This is a genomic window from Candidatus Paceibacterota bacterium (assembly GCA_035452965.1).
GTDB lineage: Bacteria > Verrucomicrobiota > Verrucomicrobiia > Limisphaerales > UBA8199 > UBA8199.
In genome coordinates this window covers 18,965-37,740 of sequence record DAOTCE010000043.1, presented here as the reverse complement: position 1 = coordinate 37,740, position 18,776 = coordinate 18,965, and the positions used below count along the sequence as shown (strand labels likewise).

Sequence of the window (18,776 nt, the reverse complement as noted above, 5' to 3'; positions counted from 1 at the left end):
GCTGTTTGACTCACTCTGCCACCGGCCAGGGCCCGGAGTATCGAACTAAATACAATTACCAGTGGCAGCGGGAAGGGACGGATTTGCCGGGGGCGACTTCGGCGGGCTACGTCTTGAGCAATGTTCAGGCGGGGGTGACGGGCAATTACCGGGTGATTGTGTGGAACTCGATCAACACGGAGACGAGCACGGTGGCGGTGGTGGCGATTGCCGCCTCGACGCGGCTTTACGATACCAACGCGGTGGCCATCCGCATGGGCAGCGGCGACCAGCAGTTGACGGATCAGGGCAATTCGATGTTCCTGGACCAGTTCGCGAAGAACGGGGCTTATGTGAACACGCTGAGCATACCGGATAGCGGGCCCTACGGCATCATCGGCATCGGCCCGTACATCGTTTCGGTGGGCGCCGCGACCTCGATCACGGGCAACGGGCTGTCGCGCTCCGCCAATGGGACGCACCTGGTGATCGCGGGCTACCACACGGATCTCGGCTACGGCGCGCCGCTGCAGAACTCGACCGCGGCGGCCGTGCCGCGCGGCATTGGGGTGGTGGACGCCGGCGGGCGCTACACGCTGGCCATTGCCAGCACCAACGCGTTCAGCAACATCATCTGGCGCGGCGGGCTGACGGACAGCACCAACAATTACTGGGGCTGGGGGCGCTCGCCGGGGACGCATTATTTTGGTTTCGACGCGCCGGCGGCGCTGGTCCAGAGCGAGTGGAACAACCTCCGCTCGATGGGGTTGTTCAACGGGGACCTCTACTGCGTGTCGGCCGTTGCCAACAAGAACGGCGTCATGAAACTGGACGGGATGCCGACGGCGGCAGCGACGCCCGCCGTGTTGATTGCATCCGGGTCCACGGGTTCGTCGGACTGCGATGTCAGCCCCAACGGGATGCTGATCTACCTGGCCGATGATCGCGCGGCCGCCAACGGCGGCGGCATCCAACGCTGGGAGTTCGATGGTTCGAACTGGAACCGGGCCTATACGCTGACCAACGGCCTGAACAACGGCGCGCGTTATCTGGCGGCGGATTTCAGCGGGGCCAACCCCGTCCTGTACGCGGTGACCAGCGAGAACGTCAACAACCAGATCGTGGTCCTCGAAGACACCGGCGCGGCGTCAACGGGGACTGCGATCGCCAGCGCCGGCGCCAACCAGAACTTCCGCGGCATCCGGCTCGGCCCGACGGCGCCCGCGTCTGCCGCCTCGCCGCTGCTTTCGGCCAGCCCCAACCCCGACAACCTGGTGCTGGACTGGAACGGCTCATACTTCCTGCAGTCGGCAACCGCCGTCACGGGGCCATACCTCGACGTGGTGAACGGAACCCGGCCTTACACGAACAGCACGGGTGCCGCCAGCCAGCAGTTCTTCCGTCTGCGCCAATAACGATCGGGATTGGGTGCCGCGCCGTCGCGGCGCGGACGCATGACGAGAAGCATCTGGATAATCGCCGGAATCCTGGGCGTCTTGATCAGCCCGGGACTCCGAGCCAGGGCTGAGACACACGGCCGCGTCATCCCGCGCGCGTTACCCCCGCATCCGGGCAACATCTTCCTGCGCGGCGAGGCGGTCGTGGTCGAGGCGGCTGTGAAGTCAGTGCCAGCCTGGCGGGTCGTGGATTACGAAGGAAGGATGGTCGCCGAGGGGCGCCTGGATGATGACGGCCGAGCGCGCCTCGGCAAGCTGCCGGTCGGTTATTATGAGGTGCTCAGCGGTGGCGGCGGGGCCGGGACGAATCGCGTCACCGTCGGAGTGTTGGAGCCATTACGGGCGCCCACGCCGCTGAGTTCTCCGATTGCGACCGACTTGGGCATGGCGTGGTTCTTTCCCCCCGAACGGATGGCTGCGCCGGCCAACCTCTGCGCGCTGGCGGGCATCAACTGGGTGCGGGATCGGCTCTCGTGGCCGGAACTGGAGCCGAAGCGGGGGGAGTTCGCCCCGAGCAACCGCTACGACGCCTCGGCGCAGGCCCAGGCGGCGGCGGGCCTGCAGGTGTTGCAGGTCGGCCACGCCTCCGCGCCCTGGGCCAACCCGAATGGCCGGCGTTTCCCGCTCGATCTGCGGGACATCCACCGGTTCTATCGCGAGATGGCGCGCCGGTGGCAGGGGCAGGTGGGAGCAATCGAGCCGTGGAATGAGGCGGATATCGAGGTGTTTGGCGGGCACACCGGCAGCGAGATGGCGTCGCTCCAAAAGGCGGCTTACCTCGGTCTCAAAGAGGGCAACCCGAAGGTGATTGCCTGCCTGAACGTCTTTGCCATTCACCGCGCCGCGACCCTGCGGGATTTCCAGGCCAACGAAGCCTGGGGCTGCTTCGACACGTACAATCTGCACTGCTACGAGCAACTCCAGGGCTACCCCGAGGCGTTTGCCGACCACCGCGCCGTCTCCGCGGGAAAGCCCCTGTGGGTGACGGAGATCAGCGTCCGGGTGAAATGGGAGGGGGATGAGAAGCTGAGGGAACTCAGCGCGGAGAACCTGCGCCTGCAAGCCGAGCGCCTTACCAAGACCTACGCGTTGTCGTTGCACCAGGGTGCGGCGCAGGTCTTCTACTTCATTCTGCCACAATATAGCGAAGGGGCGGTGCAGTTTGGCCTGCTGCACGGCGATCTGACTCCGCGCCCCGGCTATGTGGCGCTGGCCGCTGTGGGCCGGTTGCTGGCGGATGCCCGGCCGCTCGGGCGGGTCGAGCTGGGCGACAAGGCCGGGCAGGCCTATTTCTTCAGCGCCCGGCCGGACGGAAAGGCGGCCGACGTGGCGGTGGCTTGGGCCAAGAGCGACAGGACGTGGGAGCTGCCGGGGGCGCCGCAGGCCTGTTACGACCACCTGGGCCGCGCGGTGCGGGTGACGGGCAGGACGCTCCCGGTCGGCCGCGCGCCGGTCCTCGCGGTCTTTCCCACCGCGCTCCGTCCGAAGCTCATCCCGCCGCCCAGGCCGGCGGGGCCGCTCGCCGGCGAGGCTGCGCCCGTGGTTCTCCAGGCGCTCTTGCCCGAGGCCGACACCGTCTTAAAGGAGTCGGCCTACCGGTTTGGCGCCGCGCGCGCGAAGTCGGTCCCGGTGTTCCTCTATAACTTCGGCGCCAACAAGACCAGCGGGCGGCTGCGAGTGACTGCGCCGGAGGGCTGGGCGGCGCAATTTCCGCCGGCAGCAGAGCTTTCTCCGGGTGAGCGGAAGGAGTTGACCCTGGCGCTTACCCGGCCGGAGACCAACGCCTGGACCGAGGCCGCCATCCGCATCGCCGGCGACTTCGGGCCCGAGGGCAAACCGGTGCTGGCCTTGCAGTTCGTTCCAAAGTAGCAATGGCGTTAAGTGTCGCGCCGTGAGACGGCCGGTCGTTATCAATCCATGAAGCGCTATGATCCGATGAGTTGGCTGAGCGTTCTGGCGGCAGCGGTCGCCCTGTCCATGAACCCCTCACTCGTAGCGGCTTCTCGGCAGAGCGCCGCTGGCTGGGATGGAAGCAGTTTGCGGCGCTCTGCCGAGACGCCGCTGCGTCCCCCGGTTTCAGCGGGGCAATTGCCGGCTGCGGCCGTGGTCAAGCCGAACGTTGTGCTCATCCTCGCCGATGATCTGGGGTGGACGGACCTTGGCTGCTACGGCAGCACCTACTACAAAAGCCCGCACATTGACCGGCTGGCGCGCGACGGCGTCCGGTTCACTCAGGCCTACTCCGCTTGCACGGTCTGTTCCCCCTCCCGCGCTGCCATCCTGACCGGCAAGTACCCGGGCCGCCTCCATATCACGGATTGGATTCCGGGCCTGCCGCCGCCGAACCCGAAGCTGCTGGTGCCGGATTGGACCAAGCATCTGCCGCTGGAGGAGTTGACCCTCGCCAACGCGCTGCGCCAGGCCGGTTACGCCACGGCCAGCATCGGCAAATGGCACCTGGGCGGGGAAGACTATTATCCCGAGCGGCACGGGTTCGACCGCAACATTGCCGGCTCGGACAAACCGGGGCCGCCGAGCTACTTCGCGCCGTACAAGATTCCCACCCTGACCGAAGGCCCGGAAGGAGAATACGTGACCGACCGGCTCGGCGAGGAAGCCGTGCGCTGGCTCGACGCGAACAACGATAAACCGTTCTTCCTGTATCTGCCGCACTTCGCCGTTCACACGCCGATCCAGGGCAAGCCAGACCTCATCCGGAAGTTCCGGGGCCAAAAACGGCCCGGGCAATTTCAGACGAACGAAGTCTATGCCGCGATGGTGGCAAGCCTGGACGACGCCGTCGGCCGCGTGCGCAACAAAGTCGAGGAACTTGGCCTTGCCGATCGCACGGTCTTCGTGTTCGCTTCGGACAATGGCGGGCGCATCACGCAGGGCACCACATCCAATCTGCCGCTGCGCGCCGGCAAAGGCAGTTGTTATGAGGGCGGCACGCGCACGCCGCTCATCGTGTATTGGCCCGGCGTCACCAAACCGGGCAGCATATGCGGCACGCCCGTCATCGGCACGGACCTGTATCGCACCATCCTGGAAGCGGTGGGCGCCAAGGAACGTGCGGATACGGCGCTGGACAGCGTGAGCCTCGTCCCGCTCCTGCGTCAGACCGGCGGCTTGAAACGCGATGAGCTTTTCTGGCATTACCCCCATTACCAGCACTATCAGCTCGGCGGCACGACCCCTTACGGCGCGATCCGCAAAGGCGACTTCAAGCTGATCGAGTTCTTCAGCGGCATGCGCGTCGAACTCTACAACTTGCGGGACGACATCGGCGAGCAGACCAATCTCGCGGCCAGCATGCCGGACAAAGTTCGGGAGCTGCGCGCGCGTTTGCACGCCTGGCGCAAGGAAGTCGGCGCGCAGATGCCGGCGCCCAACCCCGCCTACGACCCGTCGCAGCCTGAGGTCCCGCCCAAGCGGCAGAAGAAGACCTGACCCATGAAGAGAAACCTCAGCGTGCTTGGCTGTTTGTTGCTGGCCATCCTGCCCGCCTCGGGCAGTCGTGATTGGGCCAATGTGAAAAGCTGGGTTTATCAGTTGGCCAAGTACAAGGACGGCAAGCTGGACGAGATCGCCGGCGCCGGCTTCGACCTGGCGGTCATTGACCTGGCGCGGGATGGCAAGAGCGGCTTCTTCACGCGTGAGGAGATCAGGGCGGCGCAGCAGCAGGGGATGTTCGTGCTGGCCTACTTCGAGATCGGCGCCATCGAGAACTACCGCCCGGAATGGCCAGACGTTCCGGAGGACCTCAAGGTGGGTGTCGTCAAAGGCTGGCCCAAGGAACGGCTCGTGAAGTTCTGGGACGAGCGCTGGTGGCCGGTGGTCAAGGGACGAGTGGATCAGGCCCTCAAGGCCGGCTTCGACGGCGCCTACCTGGACATGGTGACCGCCTACGAAGCCGTGCCGGCCAAAGAGATGAAGCGAGAGGAGCTGGCGCACCGGATGGTCGGGCTGATCAGCCGCATCTCCAGGTATGCCAAGGCGGCCAATCCCCAGTTCAAGATCGTGCCCCAGAACTCGCCCGAGCTTTACACCTGGGCCTATTGGGAGCCCAAGCCTAACGAAGAGTACATTCAGGCCGTGGACGGCCTTGGGATCGAAGACGTGTTCTACCTCGCCCACGACAAGCCGGCCCGGATGCGGTGGTGCGAGGAAAACCGACAGAACGCCCTGGCGATCAAGCGTGCCGGGAAGCTGGTGCTCGGGGTGGACTATGCCCGGACTCCCGCTTGCATTGCCGACGCTTACGCGCGGCAAAGGGCCCTGGGATTTGTTCCGTACGTCAGCGTGGTATCGCTCGACGTGGTATTAAGGGAGGGGGAGACCAAGCCGGGCCGCTCAGGCGCACAGGAACCAAAGCCGAAGTAGAAGAAATAGAAGCATATGATCGTTCACCATCTGACCCTGGCCCTGGCGCTGGCCGTGGCCGCGCCGCTGGCTGTGGGAGCCAGCGCCATTACTCTCGTCCCCGAGAAGGTCCAGCCCGTCATTGCGGACCGGCAGGACTTTCAGACCCCCGACTGTGTGCAGTTGCGCGGCTGGATCGGCAGGCGTGTCGCCGCCAACGCAGATAACCGCATGGTGAAGATGGACCCCGATCGCCTTCTGGAAGGCTACCGGAAGCGGCCCGGCCGCCAGATCTGGGACGGCGAGCACATTGGCAAGTGGCTTCATGCCGCCACACTGGCCTGGGTCAACAACGGCGATTCGGCCCTGCGGGAGAAGCTCGACTACACCGCAGCCGAACTGGTCAAGTGCCAGCTTGATGATGGCTACCTCGGCACGTACGTCGAGAGCGAGCGCTGGACCCTCTGGGACGTTTGGGCGCACAAGTATAACCTCATCGGCCTCATCACTTACATGCGCTACACCGGCAACATGGGGCCGCTGCCCGCCTGCCGGCGCATGGCCGACCTGCTTTGCGCCACCTTTGGCGACCAGCCCGGCCAGCGGGACATCATCCCTGCCGGCCAGCACATGGGCATGGCGCCCACCAGCGTGCTCGAGCCGATGGTCCTGCTCTACCGGCTCACCGGCGAGACCCGCTACCTCGACTTCTGCAAGTACATCCTTCGCGCCTGGGAACGGCCCAACGGCCCGAAGATCGTCTCGACGCTCCTGGGCGCCAAACGCGTGGACAAGGTTGGCAACGGCAAGGCCTACGAGATGCTCTCCTGTCTCAACGGCGCCCTCGAATACTACCGCACGGTGGGCGACCGCCAGTTCCTGGACGCCTGCCTCAACGCCTGGCAGGACATCGTCCAGCACCGCCTCTACCTGACCGGCGCCGCCAGCTACCGCGAGTTCTTCCACGACGACTTCGACCTGCCCAACGTCAACAACGTGGGCGAGACCTGCGTCACGACCACCTGGCTGCAGTTCAACGCCCAGTTGCTGCGGCTCACCGGCGAGGCTCGCTTTGCCGAGCAACTGGAGAAGGTGGTGCTCAACCAGTTGTTCGGCGCCCAATGCCCGGACGGGTCGGCTTGGGGCTACTATGTGCAAATGCAGGGCAAGAAGCCCTATAGCAGCACCCTCGAAGGTCATTGCTGCCTGTCCAGCGGGCCGCGCGGCGTCGCGCTCATCCCGACCTTCGCCCTCAGCACGGATGCCGAGGGCATCGTGATCAACCTGTATGACGAAGGCGCCGCCCAGCTCCGACTCCTTGACGGCACGCCCGTGGCCGTTCGCACGAGAACCAGGTATCCCAGCGACGGCGGAATCCGCATCAGCCTTGCGCCTGAAACGCAGCATTTCTTCACCCTCAAGCTGCGCGTGCCCGCGTGGTGCCAGAGCCCCGGGTTGCGGGTCAATGGCCGGCAGGTTAACGCGGAGCCTAGCCCTGACGGTTACGCCGCTGTGCGCCGCGAATGGAAGCAGGGCGATGAGGTCGAGCTGGTGCTCACGCTCGAGCCGCGGCTGGTCGTGGGCGACCACAAGAACGAGAGCCGCCTGGCGGTCCTCTACGGCCCGCTGGTGCTGGCCGCCGATGAAGCGCTGCTGAAAACCAAGGACTGCCCGCTGAGCGCCGTCGGTGTGTCCGGCCCGACGCTCGCGGCGCTGCATTTCACACCCAGGCCGGCCCCGAAGCCGCTCAAATCGTGGCCGGGAGCGGAGGTCTTTAGCATCAACGGCGTGACGTGCAAACCAGCCGGCGCGTTGAAAGCAGGCACACCGCTGAGCCTCAGCCTGGTTCCATTTGCTGATGCCGGCGCCAACGGCAGCGCCTACAGGATATGGCTTCCGTACAAGCCGCCACGTCCGGACAGAAACCTGCTCATGGACGGCATCGAAGTCCGCTCTCGCAAACCCAACGCCGGCTCAATTATTGACGACAACTGCGAGACCATCGCCGCCACCTTCAGCGGCAAACGCGCCCCGCTGGACTGGTTTGGGGTGGAACTCGAGGAGCCGGTTCTGGTCAACCGGGTGATGTTTGCCCACGGCAAGACCTTCCACGATGGCGGCTGGTTCGACGCCGCTGCCGGCAAACCGCGTTTGGAATACCAGTCCACTGCCAAGGGTCCGTGGATGCGCCTGTGTGAAATCGCTGGCTACCCGGCGACAACCGCCGAGAATCCCGCCGGCCTTAAGGGAGGCGAACGATTCACCTGCCAGCTGGCCAAGCCGATCCATGTCTTCGGTCTCCGCGTGGTCGGCAAACCAGCTTCCGGTGATAATCCCAGGCAGGCGTTCTCCTCCTGCGGTGAACTGCAAGCCTACGCTCCGATGCAATGATTGCCCCGGCCTCAGCTTCGCCCGACAATCACCAGTGCCACTCATCCTGGCTGGGGAACGGATACTCTGTCAGTTTGTTGCACTTTAGCGTTGACGCTGGCGCAGGAAGATGGGATATTAGCACAAACGATTGCGTTAAGCCGTTCGGTGTAGAAACATAGGTAAGTTAACGAGTATGCAGATCATCCGGCCCATTAGGACAATGGTTTGCGCTGACCGTCACGGCTCCTCTCCGCTGCGGAAGATCGTCGTGTCCAGCGAGCCAGGGTCAGACAACCCTCAAACCGGGCGTTCCAGACGCATAGCTGGCATGCGCGGGTTCACTCTCATTGAATTGCTGGTGGTGATAGCGATCATCGCTATTCTGGCTGCCTTGCTTCTTCCAACCTTGGCCCGAGCCAAAGAAAAGGCGCACCGGGCGGCCTGCAAGTCCAATATGCGGCAGATTTCGTTATCGGTGATCATGTACGCGGGGGACAATTCCGACCGGTTCCCCAGCGCTGTGTGGAACCCCGCTGCGGGGGTCCAGTCCACTCACGCCGTCTGGTTGCCGACCAATTCCTACGATTACTTTGTCACCTCCGCTCGTATGAGCACAAACTGTCTGTCGTGTCCCAATCTGCTCCCCATCGGTTCGTGGTTTTGGTTCAAGCCAGACCGGGTGCGTGTTGGGTACTTTTGCCTGTGGAGCGTGCCCACCCATATTGATACGCGACCTCGGAATGGAAACTACGGTCCGATTCCCTGGCCTTGGGATTCTCCGAAGAAGACAACCGACCCCGCCACCCCCTATACCGTCCTGCTGGCAGATATTGTCAGCACCGGCATTGACAGTTTCGACAACCAGGCGAATGTCACAGTCACGCCCCACACTCCCGGGGGGCTTCGCCATTTGGCCGGGAGTCCTCCGCCAACTTCCCTCCGGTCCGAGGGTGGGCACGTTGGCGCCCTGGACGGGTCGGTTCAGTGGCGCAGGCAATCCTTCATGCGCCCGCATTGGACCTTTTGGAACCCGAGTCCGGTGCAGAACGATTACATCGGGTATTGGTGACTCGATTGGGAGTCGCAAGGCGGAATCAGTGGGCTGCTGAGTGGGCGGCCAACGGCCAGTGAATATGTTGACTATGCCTTTGAGAAACTGCATCATGGCGCAAACGATTGTGTTGCGCACAGGCAGAGGAGTAATCATGTTCGCTACCACACTCGGGTGACAAGAAGACAGTTTTGCGCCAAATGATGCACGAAAAGACCAGCCCGCAGCCCCCGGTTGTGCCTGGCCGAATTCAGCCTACGCTTCAGCGGATCGCCGATCTGTCCGGTCTCTCGGTAACCACCATCTCCCGCGTTTTGAGTGGCCAGGCAAGTCGCTACCGCATCAGCAAGCAGACCGAAACCACCGTCCGCAAGTTGGCCAAAGAATCCAGCTTCGTTCCGAATCAACTGGCCCGGAGTCTGCGCCTTAAAAAGACCCTCACGATCGGGCTGGTGATCCCGGACATCTCCAACCCGTTCTTTGCGGGCATCGCCCACCAGGTCATTGTCGGAACCCGCAAGCACGGCTACTCGGTCATTCTGTGCGACAGCCAGGACGACACGGAGCTGGAGGTGCAGGAACTGGTACTGCTGCAGAGCCGGAGCGTCGAAGGGGTGGTGCTCTGCCCCACCGGGCAGTCTGCTGAACACCTGGGCTCATATGTCGGCGGCCGGCTACCCATCGTCCTGGTGGATCGCTTTTTCCCGGACCTGCCCTTGCCGTATGTGAGCTCTGACAACGTTTCCGGCGCGAAGCAGGCAACCGAGTTGTTGATTGCCAGCGGCTACCGTCGCATCGCGTGCTTGCAGGGCTTGCGCGGCACGTCTCCCAACGAATCCCGCGTTCGAGGTTACAGGGAAGCGCTGACGCAGCACCACCTCCCGATCGAGGAGAGCCTGATCGTGGGAGACAGCTTTACCGAGCAGAGCGGCTATATTGAAACCAAGCTGTTGCTGCGCACCGAGCCGGGCGTGCGCGCGCTTTTGGCCCTCAGCAACCTGAACGCGCTGGGCGCGATCCGCGCACTTGCCGAGGAAAAGCGTCGCATCCCCGACGACGTCTCCATTATCTCCTTCGATGACACGCCCTACTCGTCTTATCTCGCCACTCCTTTGACCACGGTGGCGCAGGCTAACTCGGAAATGGGCGAGGTGGCCGTCAAGCTGCTGTTTGACCAGATCCAGTCTCCACAACGCCAAAGCAAGGGGGGCATCCTGCTCCCCACCACCCTGGTCATCCGCGAGTCGGTCAAGCGGCTGGAGACGTTACCCTCTAACCTGCTGCCGCAACAACCGAACAACTGAATCAGCCTGACCACAACCTATGGTAATCGTCGAATCCTATTCCATCGCCGTTGTCATGTGCATCATCACCATGCTGTGTTGGGGGTCGTGGGCCAACACGCAGAAGCTGGCCACCAAGGAATGGCGCTTTCAGCTTTTCTACTGGGACTATGCCATCGGGGTGCTGCTGCTGGCGCTCCTCTTGGCCGTCACCCTGGGCAGCACCGGCAGCGGGGGACGCGGTTTCCTGGCCGACCTCCAGCAGGCCGACGCGAAGTGGCTCGGCTCGGCCTTCCTGGGCGGCGTGATCTTCAACCTGTCCAACATATTGCTGGTGGCGGCCATAGACATTGCCGGTTTGGCGGTGGCGTTTCCGGTGGGGGTGGGCCTGGCGCTGGTGCTGGGGGTGATCACCACCTACATGGCGACTCACCAGGGCAACGTGCCGATGCTGGCGCTGGGCGTGGCGGGAGTTGTGATCGCCATCATCCTGGACGGACTGGCCTACAAGAAGCTGGCCAGCGGCGGGCAGAAGGCCCCCACCAAGGGGATTGTGATTTCCGTGGCGGCGGGGCTGCTGATGGGCTGGTTTTACAGCTTTGTCGCGCAGGCGATGGGCGGCATTGATCCCGCCACCAAGACGCTGGAAGCCGGCAAGCTGAGCCCTTACACGGCGATTGTCCTGTTCTCCGGCGGTCTGTTGCTGTCGAACTTCATCTGGAACAGCATCATGATGGTCAAACCGCTGTCGGGCGCGCCGGTGGCGTTTGGCGACTACTTCAGCAAGGGCAACCTGCGGCTGCACCTGATTGGGATACTGGGCGGGATGATATGGAACGTCGGCATGGCCTTCAGCATTATCGCCAGCACGAAGGCCGGGGCGGCGCTGGCCTACGGGCTGGGGCAGGGGGCGACGATGGTCGGCGCGTTCTGGGGCGTGTTCATCTGGAAGGAATTCAAAGGTGCGCCCGCGGGGACCAACAAGTACCTGGCGGCCATGTTCTTGTTCTACCTGCTGGGGCTGGGGATTCTCGTCGCGTCGAAACTCTAAAATGCGGCATTCGCGCGACCTTCAAGCGAGGCCTACACCCCGATCGCCTCCGTCCGGCCTTTGACGGGTCTCCCGATGTGGTAGGCGAGAAAGCCCTGCAGGAACTCTTTCGCCTCCCTGAGCTGTCCTTGGTTTAGCGTCAGTCGGCCCACCATCGGCCAGTCGCCGTCGGCCAGGGCGCTCATGACCTGCCGCGCACTCGTACTCAGTTGGCTCCGGGCTAGGTCGGGCTGGAGCCCCAGCTCCGTCAACAGCTTCGACTCAAAAGCCAGAACGGTCTGTGGTTGGGGCGCTTGGGCCTCCAGATACCGCAGAAGCCCGAGCATCAGTTCAAAGACCTTGGGCAGAGGCGTCTCGGTTTCGGTGGCGCGTTCGACCAAGGCAGCGCAGTAAGACGCCTGGCGGAGCAGCCCCAGGTCCTGGCGCAGGCCGCGGTGGGTGTCACGCAACGTCACCTCGCGCAGCGTGTGCAGGTCGGAACGTCGGCTGCGGTTGAAGCTGAAGTCCGCCAGATAGAACAAATCCAGCTTGCCGTGGAACGGAGACTTCACCCGGCGCGCGCCCTTGGCCACCGTGGCCAGGCGGCCGAGGCTGGGCGTGAGCCAGTGCACTATCAGGCTCGTCTCGGTAAGCGGCCAGGTGCGGAAAACCAGTCCCGTGGCAGTTTCATTCATCGCAGGTGCGGGTTTGACAACCCGCTCGTTTCCACCGGCAGGCTGTTGTCCGCCCGCCGCAAGGATGGAGAGGATTCAGGCAGAATCGCCCCCAGGCTGACGATGTACTTAATGGCCGCCGCCACCGATATGTCCAGCTTGATGACCTTGGCCTCCGGCACCATCAACAGGAAGCCTGAGGTCGGGTTGGGGGTGGCCGGCACAAAAACGCAGACGACGCTCTGGCCCGTCTTCGCCCGCACCTCTTGCTGCTGCTCGCTGGTGACGAAACCAATCGTCCATGTGCCCGGATGCGGGAATTCCACCAGCACCACGGTGCGAAATGCAGTCTTGCTGGAGGTGGAGAAAGCGTCGTTTACCTGCTTGGTGGCGCTGTAAATCTTGTTAAGCAACGGAATGCGCAACAGCGCCAGGTCCACCCACTCGATGATCTTGCGGCCAAAGTAATTGCGCGCCAGCAGGCCGACGACGCCGATAAGAAGGATGGCCAGCAGCAGTGCCACCAGGCTCCAATACCAGTACATCGGACCGTAGCCGCCGCTCTGATGCGTCAGCGTGGCAGGAAGGAAGATCAGCAGGGTGTCGGTGATGTTGGCCACTGTGCCGAACAGCCACCGAAGCACGGCCAGGGATATCACCGCAGGCAGGACGATCACCAGCCCTGCCCAGAAATTGGCCTGCCAGCGCGCGAGAAGACTCTTCATTACCCGCCAACTTAGGCAGGCATCGGTTGTTCCTCAAGGGAAAGCGAGGCCTATCGGCTCCGCACCCGGTAGAATCCCGATTGGCTGTTCGGCAAGGGTGTGAAGGTCCAACTCGTGCCCGTTAGCGGCCCGGCCAGCTCATACCATTGCGGCGGGCTGAGCGTGTAACTGAATTCCACGTACATCTGCCCTGCGCCGCCGGTCCATTCCAGCGTTACTTGGCCGCTGGCATTCAAGCGGAATGCCGTGATCGTGCTTGGTCGCGGTGGCGCAATGCCAAATTGGAAGGTGTTCACGCCCGCGGACCAGTCGGAACACAGCCCGCGCAAGTCCTGCGCGTTGATGCGCCAATGATAGAGCGTCCCTTCGACCAGATCGTTGGCGCCGGGCAGGGCACCGAGCGGAAGGGTTAACACCCAATTGGTTCCGGGCGGCACTGCCACTGCCGGAATGTTGGTGGCGTTAATGACTGTGGCAAGGAAGTCCGGATCCGCGGCGACCTGGAGCTGATAGGTTGTTACGCGATCGCCTTCGTCGGGATCGCCACTGGACGGGAACCAGAATAACAACGCGTCGAGGTTCGTCACCAAGGTGCCGGATGGAGGGCCGGCCACTACTGGTGCCGCGGGCGGGTGGTTGATTTCGTTGACGAAGAACGTCGCGGTCGTCATCCACGCACCGGAGTTAGTGCCGTCGCTAGCCTGGCATCGCCACCAGTATTGCGCGTTGTTGGGCAGGTCGGTGTCCACTTGCCAGCTTGAGACTGCGGTGCCGGCCGCCACTACCGGCACTTGAGCCACCAGGGTTGATAATGCCGCGTCCGCATAGACCTCGAACCGGTAGGAGAGCGGGTCGCCCTGGTAATCCACCGCGTTGGTTATGGACAAGGTCGGGCGTACGATCGGGACGCTGGCAAGATTCGCCGGTGCCGCCAGGGTGGGAGCCCCGGGCGCGGGCTCGCCGATGCCGATCTCGTCCAGGAACAGGTCTTGGTCCGGGGCAGAGCCATACTCGCTCCAGACGATAAACCGCAGCCTGATCGAGCGGTTGAGATAGCTCGTGAGTGGGGCCTGGAACCGAGTCCAGTCCTGACTCCAATCGTAGTTCAAGGTGATCAGGTCGTTCCAGGCGATGCCGCCGTCGGTGGAAGCCTGCGCGCGAAAGCGCGACCGGTACCAGAGCTGCCCGCCCAGCCGGAAGGTCAGCACCGGGTTCACCGCGTTGGTCAGGTTCAACTCGCGGCCCAAAACCAACGCCAGTTGAGTATCGGGTGGCAGCCAGGGGAACGCAGTGTCGCGGACGGCGTATTGCCCGGCGAACGGCTGGTTCGTGTCCACGGTCCAGACCGGGTGCAGCCAGTTGTCCAGGCCGGTCTCGAAGTTCTCATAGAATGGATAGGCTGCCGGCGCGGGCGCGTGTTCGCCGAGCGACACGTCGTCCAGATACCAGCCGTCGCTCTGCGTGCCGCCGTCAGTGTCCATTTGGAAGCGCACCCACACCTGGCTGTTGTTCTTCCACGGTGACAGGTCCACCGTCTGCTCCGCCCAGTTCGTGCGCGTTTCCGAGACGCCATAGACCCGGGTCCAACTCCCGCCGGCATCGCCGGATACAAACACCCGTCCCCAGTCCGCGTTGGCGATGATGTGCCGGTCCCAGAAGCGCAGGACTGGCCAGACGTTGTTACGCAGGTCCACGGCGAACTGGGCGTAGTGGGAGGAACTGTTGGCGTAATCGCCCGGCGAATCTACCAGCCCGGCGGAACCGTTCCGCCCCGCTCCCGGCCAGAGTGTCCAGGTGCCGGTGAACGTCCAGCCCGGCTGGTTGGTCTCGAAGTTGGCCGTCCACGGCATGCTCACGCCGGCGGTCGTCGCGGAAGACTGATTGGAGCCGACGCCATCATCGTACTGGTTGTAGAGATAGACGCGATAATAGTAGGTCTTGCGCGCCACCAGGTTGCTGTCGGTGAACGTGGTCGCCGCGCGATTCGTGAACACCGCCAGCAGCGTCGAGCTTTCGCTGACGCCCGACGACTCCGACCGGTAAACGCGGTATGCCTTGAAGTTGCCAATGGCCGCCTCGGTCCAATTCAGGCGCATCGTAGCCGACGTGATTTCATCCAGCGGATTGAGCGTTACCGGGAGCGGCGATTCCTCGAGGGCGAGGTTGTCTATCCAGAGGTCCTGGGCGGGGGCGCTGCTGTACTCGTTCCAGGTGGCAAAGCGCAGCCGCACCGTCTGGTTGACCAGGCTCTGCAGCGACACCTGCACCCGGGTCCAGTCCTGGTTCCAGTCATAATTAAGCCCATAGAGATCACCCCAGTTGAGCCCGGCATCCGTGGAATATTGCACCCGGAACCGCGACCGATACCACAACTGTCCCTTGAGCCAGAACACCAGTTGCGGATTGACGGTGTTGCTCAGGTTCAGGTTAGCCCCCAGCCCCAGCCAATAGGTCGTGTCGGGGTTCATCCGCCCCGTGGGCGTGTCCCGCACCGCATAACTGCCCCCATAGGCCCCGTTGGTGTCCAGCGCCCACGCGGAGTGGAGCCAGTTGGTCAGCCCCGCCTCGAAGGTCTCGTAGAAGGGCAGGGCAATAACCGCCGGTGTGTGCTCCGTCACCACCAGATCATCTATGCTCCAGCCGTCCTCAGTCGTGCTCCCATCGGTCCAGACGTGAAAGCGGATGCGCAAGTTGCTCTGGTTCTTGTAAGGCGAGAGGTCAATGGTCTGTTCGGCCCACTCGGTGCGGATGCCCGCTGCGCCATAGAGCGGGGTCCAACTGTTGCCGTCGGTCGAAACCTCCAGCCGCGCCCAGTCGTTGTCCGCCAGCCGATACCGATCCCAAAACTTCAACACCGGCCAGGTCGTGCCCACCAGATTCACCGCGCTCAACGCGTAGCTGTCGGTGGAATTGGCATAATCGCCCACGGGCGAATCGCTCAGGCAGCCTCCGTTGCGGCCGTTGGCGCCAGTGCCCCAAGTGCCCGTTGTTACCCACTGGTCGGTCGTTTCCATCGCGTCGGCCAGCGGCCAGGGCACCGGCACCGTGGTGGTGGACCGCTCGTTGGACGGGCTGTAGACGTCGTTGGTGTCCACCGTGAACACCCGGTAGTAATACGTCGCCCCGATCGACAGGCCGGTATCGGTGAGGTTGGTCGCCGCCGGATCGGTGAAGGTACCGATCAGGGTGTCGCTCAGGGTTACGGTGGCATGCGTCGCCCGATACACCTCGGTGCGTTTGAAGGCCGCCCCCAGGGTCGAGGCCGTCCAGGCCAGATCCACCGAGCGCAGCCCCGGCGTGAGCGTTTCAAGTGTGACCGCCGCGGGCATCTCCTCGAGGGCGAGGTTGTCTATCCAGAGGTCCTGGGCGGGGGCGCTGCTGTACTCGTTCCAGGTGGCAAAGCGCAGCCGCACCGTCTGGTTGACCAGGCTCTGCAGCGACACCTGCACCCGGGTCCAGTCCTGGTTCCAGTCATAATTAAGCCCATAGAGATCACCCCAGTTGAGCCCGGCATCCGTGGAATATTGCACCCGGAACCGCGACCGATACCACAACTGTCCCTTGAGCCAGAACACCAGTTGCGGATTGACGGTGTTGCTCAGGTTCAGGTTAGCCCCCAGCCCCAGCCAATAGGTCGTGTCGGGGTTCATCCGCCCCGTGGGCGTGTCCCGCACCGCATAACTGCCCCCATAGGCCCCGTTGGTGTCCAGCGCCCACGCGGAGTGGAGCCAGTTGGTCAGCCCCGCCTCGAAGGTCTCGTAGAAGGGCAGGGCAATAACCGCCGGTGTGTGCTCCGTCACCACCAGATCATCTATGCTCCAGCCGTCCTCAGTCGTGCTCCCATCGGTCCAGACGTGAAAGCGGATGCGCAAGTTGCTCTGGTTCTTGTAAGGCGAGAGGTCAATGGTCTGTTCGGCCCACTCGGTGCGGATGCCCGCTGCGCCATAGAGCGGGGTCCAACTGTTGCCGTCGGTCGAAACCTCCAGCCGCGCCCAGTCGTTGTCCGCCAGCCGATACCGATCCCAGAACCTCAACACCGGCCAGACTGCCCCCGTCAAATCCACGGCGGTCAAAGCGTAACTGTCGGAGGAGTTGGTGTAGTTGAAACCGGGCGAATCAGAGAGGCAGGCTCGGCCGGAGTGGACCTCGTTGGTTGCCGGCCCCCAACTCCCGGCGAGGTTCCAGCCTTCCAGCGTTCCTTCAAAACCATCGCTGAAGGGTAGCGGGTTGTTCAGCGTGCGGGCACTGCTCTCAGTGAGGCTGTCGGGCGAGAAAGCGCCGTATGAATTGACCGCATAGATGCGGTAATAGTAGACCGTGTCCAGTGCGAGATTGGTGTCGATGAAGGTGGTGGTGTTTTGGTCGGGGAGGGTCGTCACGAGGGTGGAGTTGATGCCCACTCCAGGGGCTGTGGAACGTAACACAGCGTAGTGCGAAAACAGAGGTTCGTTGCTGGCCGGCCAACTGACACGGATGGTATGGGATGTGACCTGATCGAGCACCGGCGCGTTAACTACTGCGGGCGATTGGGCAACTGAAATGTTGTCCAGGTGCCAGCCATCAGCCTGCCCGGAGGTGTCGGTGGTGACCCGGAAGCGCAGCAGGACCGATGGGGCGTTGGTGTAGTCGGCCAGGCTGAAGCGGGCGTGTCTCCATACGTTGGATACACTACCGGTGAAACTTGCCAGTGACGTCCAGTCCGCGCCGTTGTTGAGTGAGACTTCGACGTTACCCGAGTCCCCGGACGCGAAGTCGTACCGATGGCTAAACGAAAGGACTGGCACGGTGGCGTAGCCGGTCAGGAACAGCGGGGCTGAGAGTGTAAGCGATTGCGAGGTGATGCCGTTGGCGTAGTTGGTGCCGGGAGAATCGGACCAGCAGTGCGTGGGCGAAATCACGTCCTCGTCGCTCAACCCCCACGGCGTGTCGGCGATCCAAGTCGCCGTGCCGCTCTCGCCGTTGTCCAGGAACGGGTAGTCCATGCCCGGCAGCGTGGTCACCACACACTCATTCCCCAAGGTGAGCATTCCGTCCGTGTTCACGACTCCGAGGCGGTAGTAGTAACGAGTCTTTGGGCTGACGGCAATGTCCGTGACGCTCGTGGTCGCGTGGCCGCTGATCTCGGCGACGAGCCGCGCGGAATGCCAATCCACCCCGGATGTGAGCGAGCGATAGAGGCGGTAACCAGCAAATCCCGGCGCGGCTGCCTGTTCCCATGCCAGAACCACGGAATTGCGATTTGTTTGGGTGGCCCACAGCGTCACTGCTGCGGGTGTCTCGGCCACGTGCACATCGTCCACATACCAGCCATCCATCACCACCGACGAGTCCGTGGTCAGGCGGAACCGGATCCGGAAATCGGTCGCTCCCGCGTAATGCGACAGGTCCAACTGTTCGCGAGACATCGCGCCGAGGTTGCCCGTGTAGGCCTTCAGGGCTGGCGCGAGCCAGGTGTTACCCCCATCGGTGGAGGCTTCGATGTAACCGAAGTCGTAATTCGCTTCCAGAGCGTAGGAGTGCTGGAAGCTCAGGCCCGGGCGGGTCGCGCTCGTGAGGTCCAACGACACTGTGAGTGCCAGCGCGGCGTCAGTATTGTTCGTGTAGAAGGAGCCGGGACTGTCGGTAGCGGCGTGACCCGGCGAACCATAGCGCGCCGTGGTCGCACCCCACGCGCCGCCCGGGGACCAATTGCCCAGGCCGTCCTCAAAATCATCATTGAAGGGTAGTGTCGCTGCCGCCACGGAACCAGCCATTAGCCCGCCGACCAGCAACCAGACTAGCATGCCGGAGCGACGCGGGAGCTGATTTGATGCCAGATAGGATGTCCGCATAGTCATTTTGA

At 63.5% G+C, this 18,776-nt stretch carries 11 protein-coding genes; 8 read left to right on the top strand and 3 right to left on the bottom strand.

Annotated features, from left to right (window positions below):
• The 8 genes from P5205_20370 to P5205_20335 form a co-directional block, all read left to right on the top strand.
• Positions 1–1,394 (top strand): hypothetical protein (locus P5205_20370; protein ID HSA12722.1); only part of this gene is annotated, 1,394 nt, incomplete at its 5' end.
• A 39-nt stretch (positions 1,395–1,433) separates the two neighbouring features.
• Entirely contained in the window at positions 1,434–3,305 is a 1,872-nt protein-coding gene (locus tag P5205_20365) for a hypothetical protein (GenBank protein HSA12721.1), read from the top strand.
• A 48-nt stretch (positions 3,306–3,353) separates the two neighbouring features.
• A complete protein-coding gene (locus P5205_20360; GenBank protein ID HSA12720.1) occupies positions 3,354–4,886 on the top strand; it encodes a sulfatase in 1,533 nt (510 codons plus the stop codon).
• A 3-nt stretch (positions 4,887–4,889) separates the two neighbouring features.
• Positions 4,890–5,819, top strand: coding sequence for an endo alpha-1,4 polygalactosaminidase (locus tag P5205_20355; protein ID HSA12719.1), 930 nt, complete (start codon positions 4,890–4,892; stop codon positions 5,817–5,819).
• A 15-nt stretch (positions 5,820–5,834) separates the two neighbouring features.
• A complete protein-coding gene (locus P5205_20350; GenBank protein ID HSA12718.1) occupies positions 5,835–8,189 on the top strand; it encodes a glycoside hydrolase family 127 protein in 2,355 nt (784 codons plus the stop codon).
• A 310-nt stretch (positions 8,190–8,499) separates the two neighbouring features.
• Positions 8,500–9,240 (top strand): prepilin-type N-terminal cleavage/methylation domain-containing protein, encoded by a 741-nt coding sequence (locus P5205_20345; protein HSA12717.1) that lies wholly within the window; start codon positions 8,500–8,502, stop codon positions 9,238–9,240.
• A 182-nt stretch (positions 9,241–9,422) separates the two neighbouring features.
• Positions 9,423–10,526 (top strand): LacI family DNA-binding transcriptional regulator, encoded by a 1,104-nt coding sequence (locus P5205_20340; protein HSA12716.1) that lies wholly within the window; start codon positions 9,423–9,425, stop codon positions 10,524–10,526.
• A 19-nt stretch (positions 10,527–10,545) separates the two neighbouring features.
• Complete coding sequence (locus P5205_20335; GenBank protein ID HSA12715.1) at positions 10,546–11,556, top strand: multidrug DMT transporter permease; 1,011 nt, start codon at positions 10,546–10,548, stop codon at positions 11,554–11,556.
• Positions 11,557–11,588: 32 nt separating this feature from the next.
• Here P5205_20335 and recO read toward each other — a convergent pair whose 3' ends face one another.
• Genes recO through P5205_20320 form a run of 3 tightly spaced genes read right to left on the bottom strand, consistent with a single transcriptional unit; the run spans position 11,589 to position 18,765 of the window.
• A complete protein-coding gene (gene recO / locus P5205_20330; protein HSA12714.1) occupies positions 11,589–12,230 on the bottom strand; it encodes a DNA repair protein RecO in 642 nt (213 codons plus the stop codon).
• Positions 12,227–12,934: a DUF502 domain-containing protein gene (locus P5205_20325; GenBank protein HSA12713.1), complete on the bottom strand. Its 708-nt coding sequence runs from the start codon at positions 12,932–12,934 to the stop codon at positions 12,227–12,229. The genes recO and P5205_20325 overlap by 4 nt, the downstream gene beginning before the upstream one ends.
• A 50-nt stretch (positions 12,935–12,984) precedes the next feature.
• On the bottom strand, positions 12,985–18,765 hold the full coding sequence (locus P5205_20320; GenBank protein ID HSA12712.1) for an immune inhibitor A: 5,781 nt from the start codon (positions 18,763–18,765) through the stop codon (positions 12,985–12,987).
• Between the last annotated feature and the right edge of the window lie 11 nt (positions 18,766–18,776).

Excerpts from the sequence above, each read along its gene's own strand:
- P5205_20355 (HSA12719.1), top strand. The coding sequence starts at position 4,890 with ATGAAGAGAAACCTCAGCGTGCTTGGCTGTTTGTTGCTGGCCATCCTG.
- recO (HSA12714.1), bottom strand. The coding sequence starts at position 12,230 with ATGAATGAAACTGCCACGGGACTGGTTTTCCGCACCTGGCCGCTTACC.
- P5205_20320 (HSA12712.1), bottom strand. The coding sequence starts at position 18,765 with ATGCGGACATCCTATCTGGCATCAAATCAGCTCCCGCGTCGCTCCGGC.
- P5205_20340 (HSA12716.1), top strand. The coding sequence starts at position 9,423 with ATGATGCACGAAAAGACCAGCCCGCAGCCCCCGGTTGTGCCTGGCCGA.
- P5205_20325 (HSA12713.1), bottom strand. The coding sequence starts at position 12,934 with ATGAAGAGTCTTCTCGCGCGCTGGCAGGCCAATTTCTGGGCAGGGCTG.
- P5205_20350 (HSA12718.1), top strand. The coding sequence starts at position 5,835 with ATGATCGTTCACCATCTGACCCTGGCCCTGGCGCTGGCCGTGGCCGCG.
- P5205_20360 (HSA12720.1), top strand. The coding sequence starts at position 3,354 with ATGAAGCGCTATGATCCGATGAGTTGGCTGAGCGTTCTGGCGGCAGCG.
- P5205_20335 (HSA12715.1), top strand. The coding sequence starts at position 10,546 with ATGGTAATCGTCGAATCCTATTCCATCGCCGTTGTCATGTGCATCATC.
- P5205_20365 (HSA12721.1), top strand. The coding sequence starts at position 1,434 with ATGACGAGAAGCATCTGGATAATCGCCGGAATCCTGGGCGTCTTGATC.
- P5205_20345 (HSA12717.1), top strand. The coding sequence starts at position 8,500 with ATGCGCGGGTTCACTCTCATTGAATTGCTGGTGGTGATAGCGATCATC.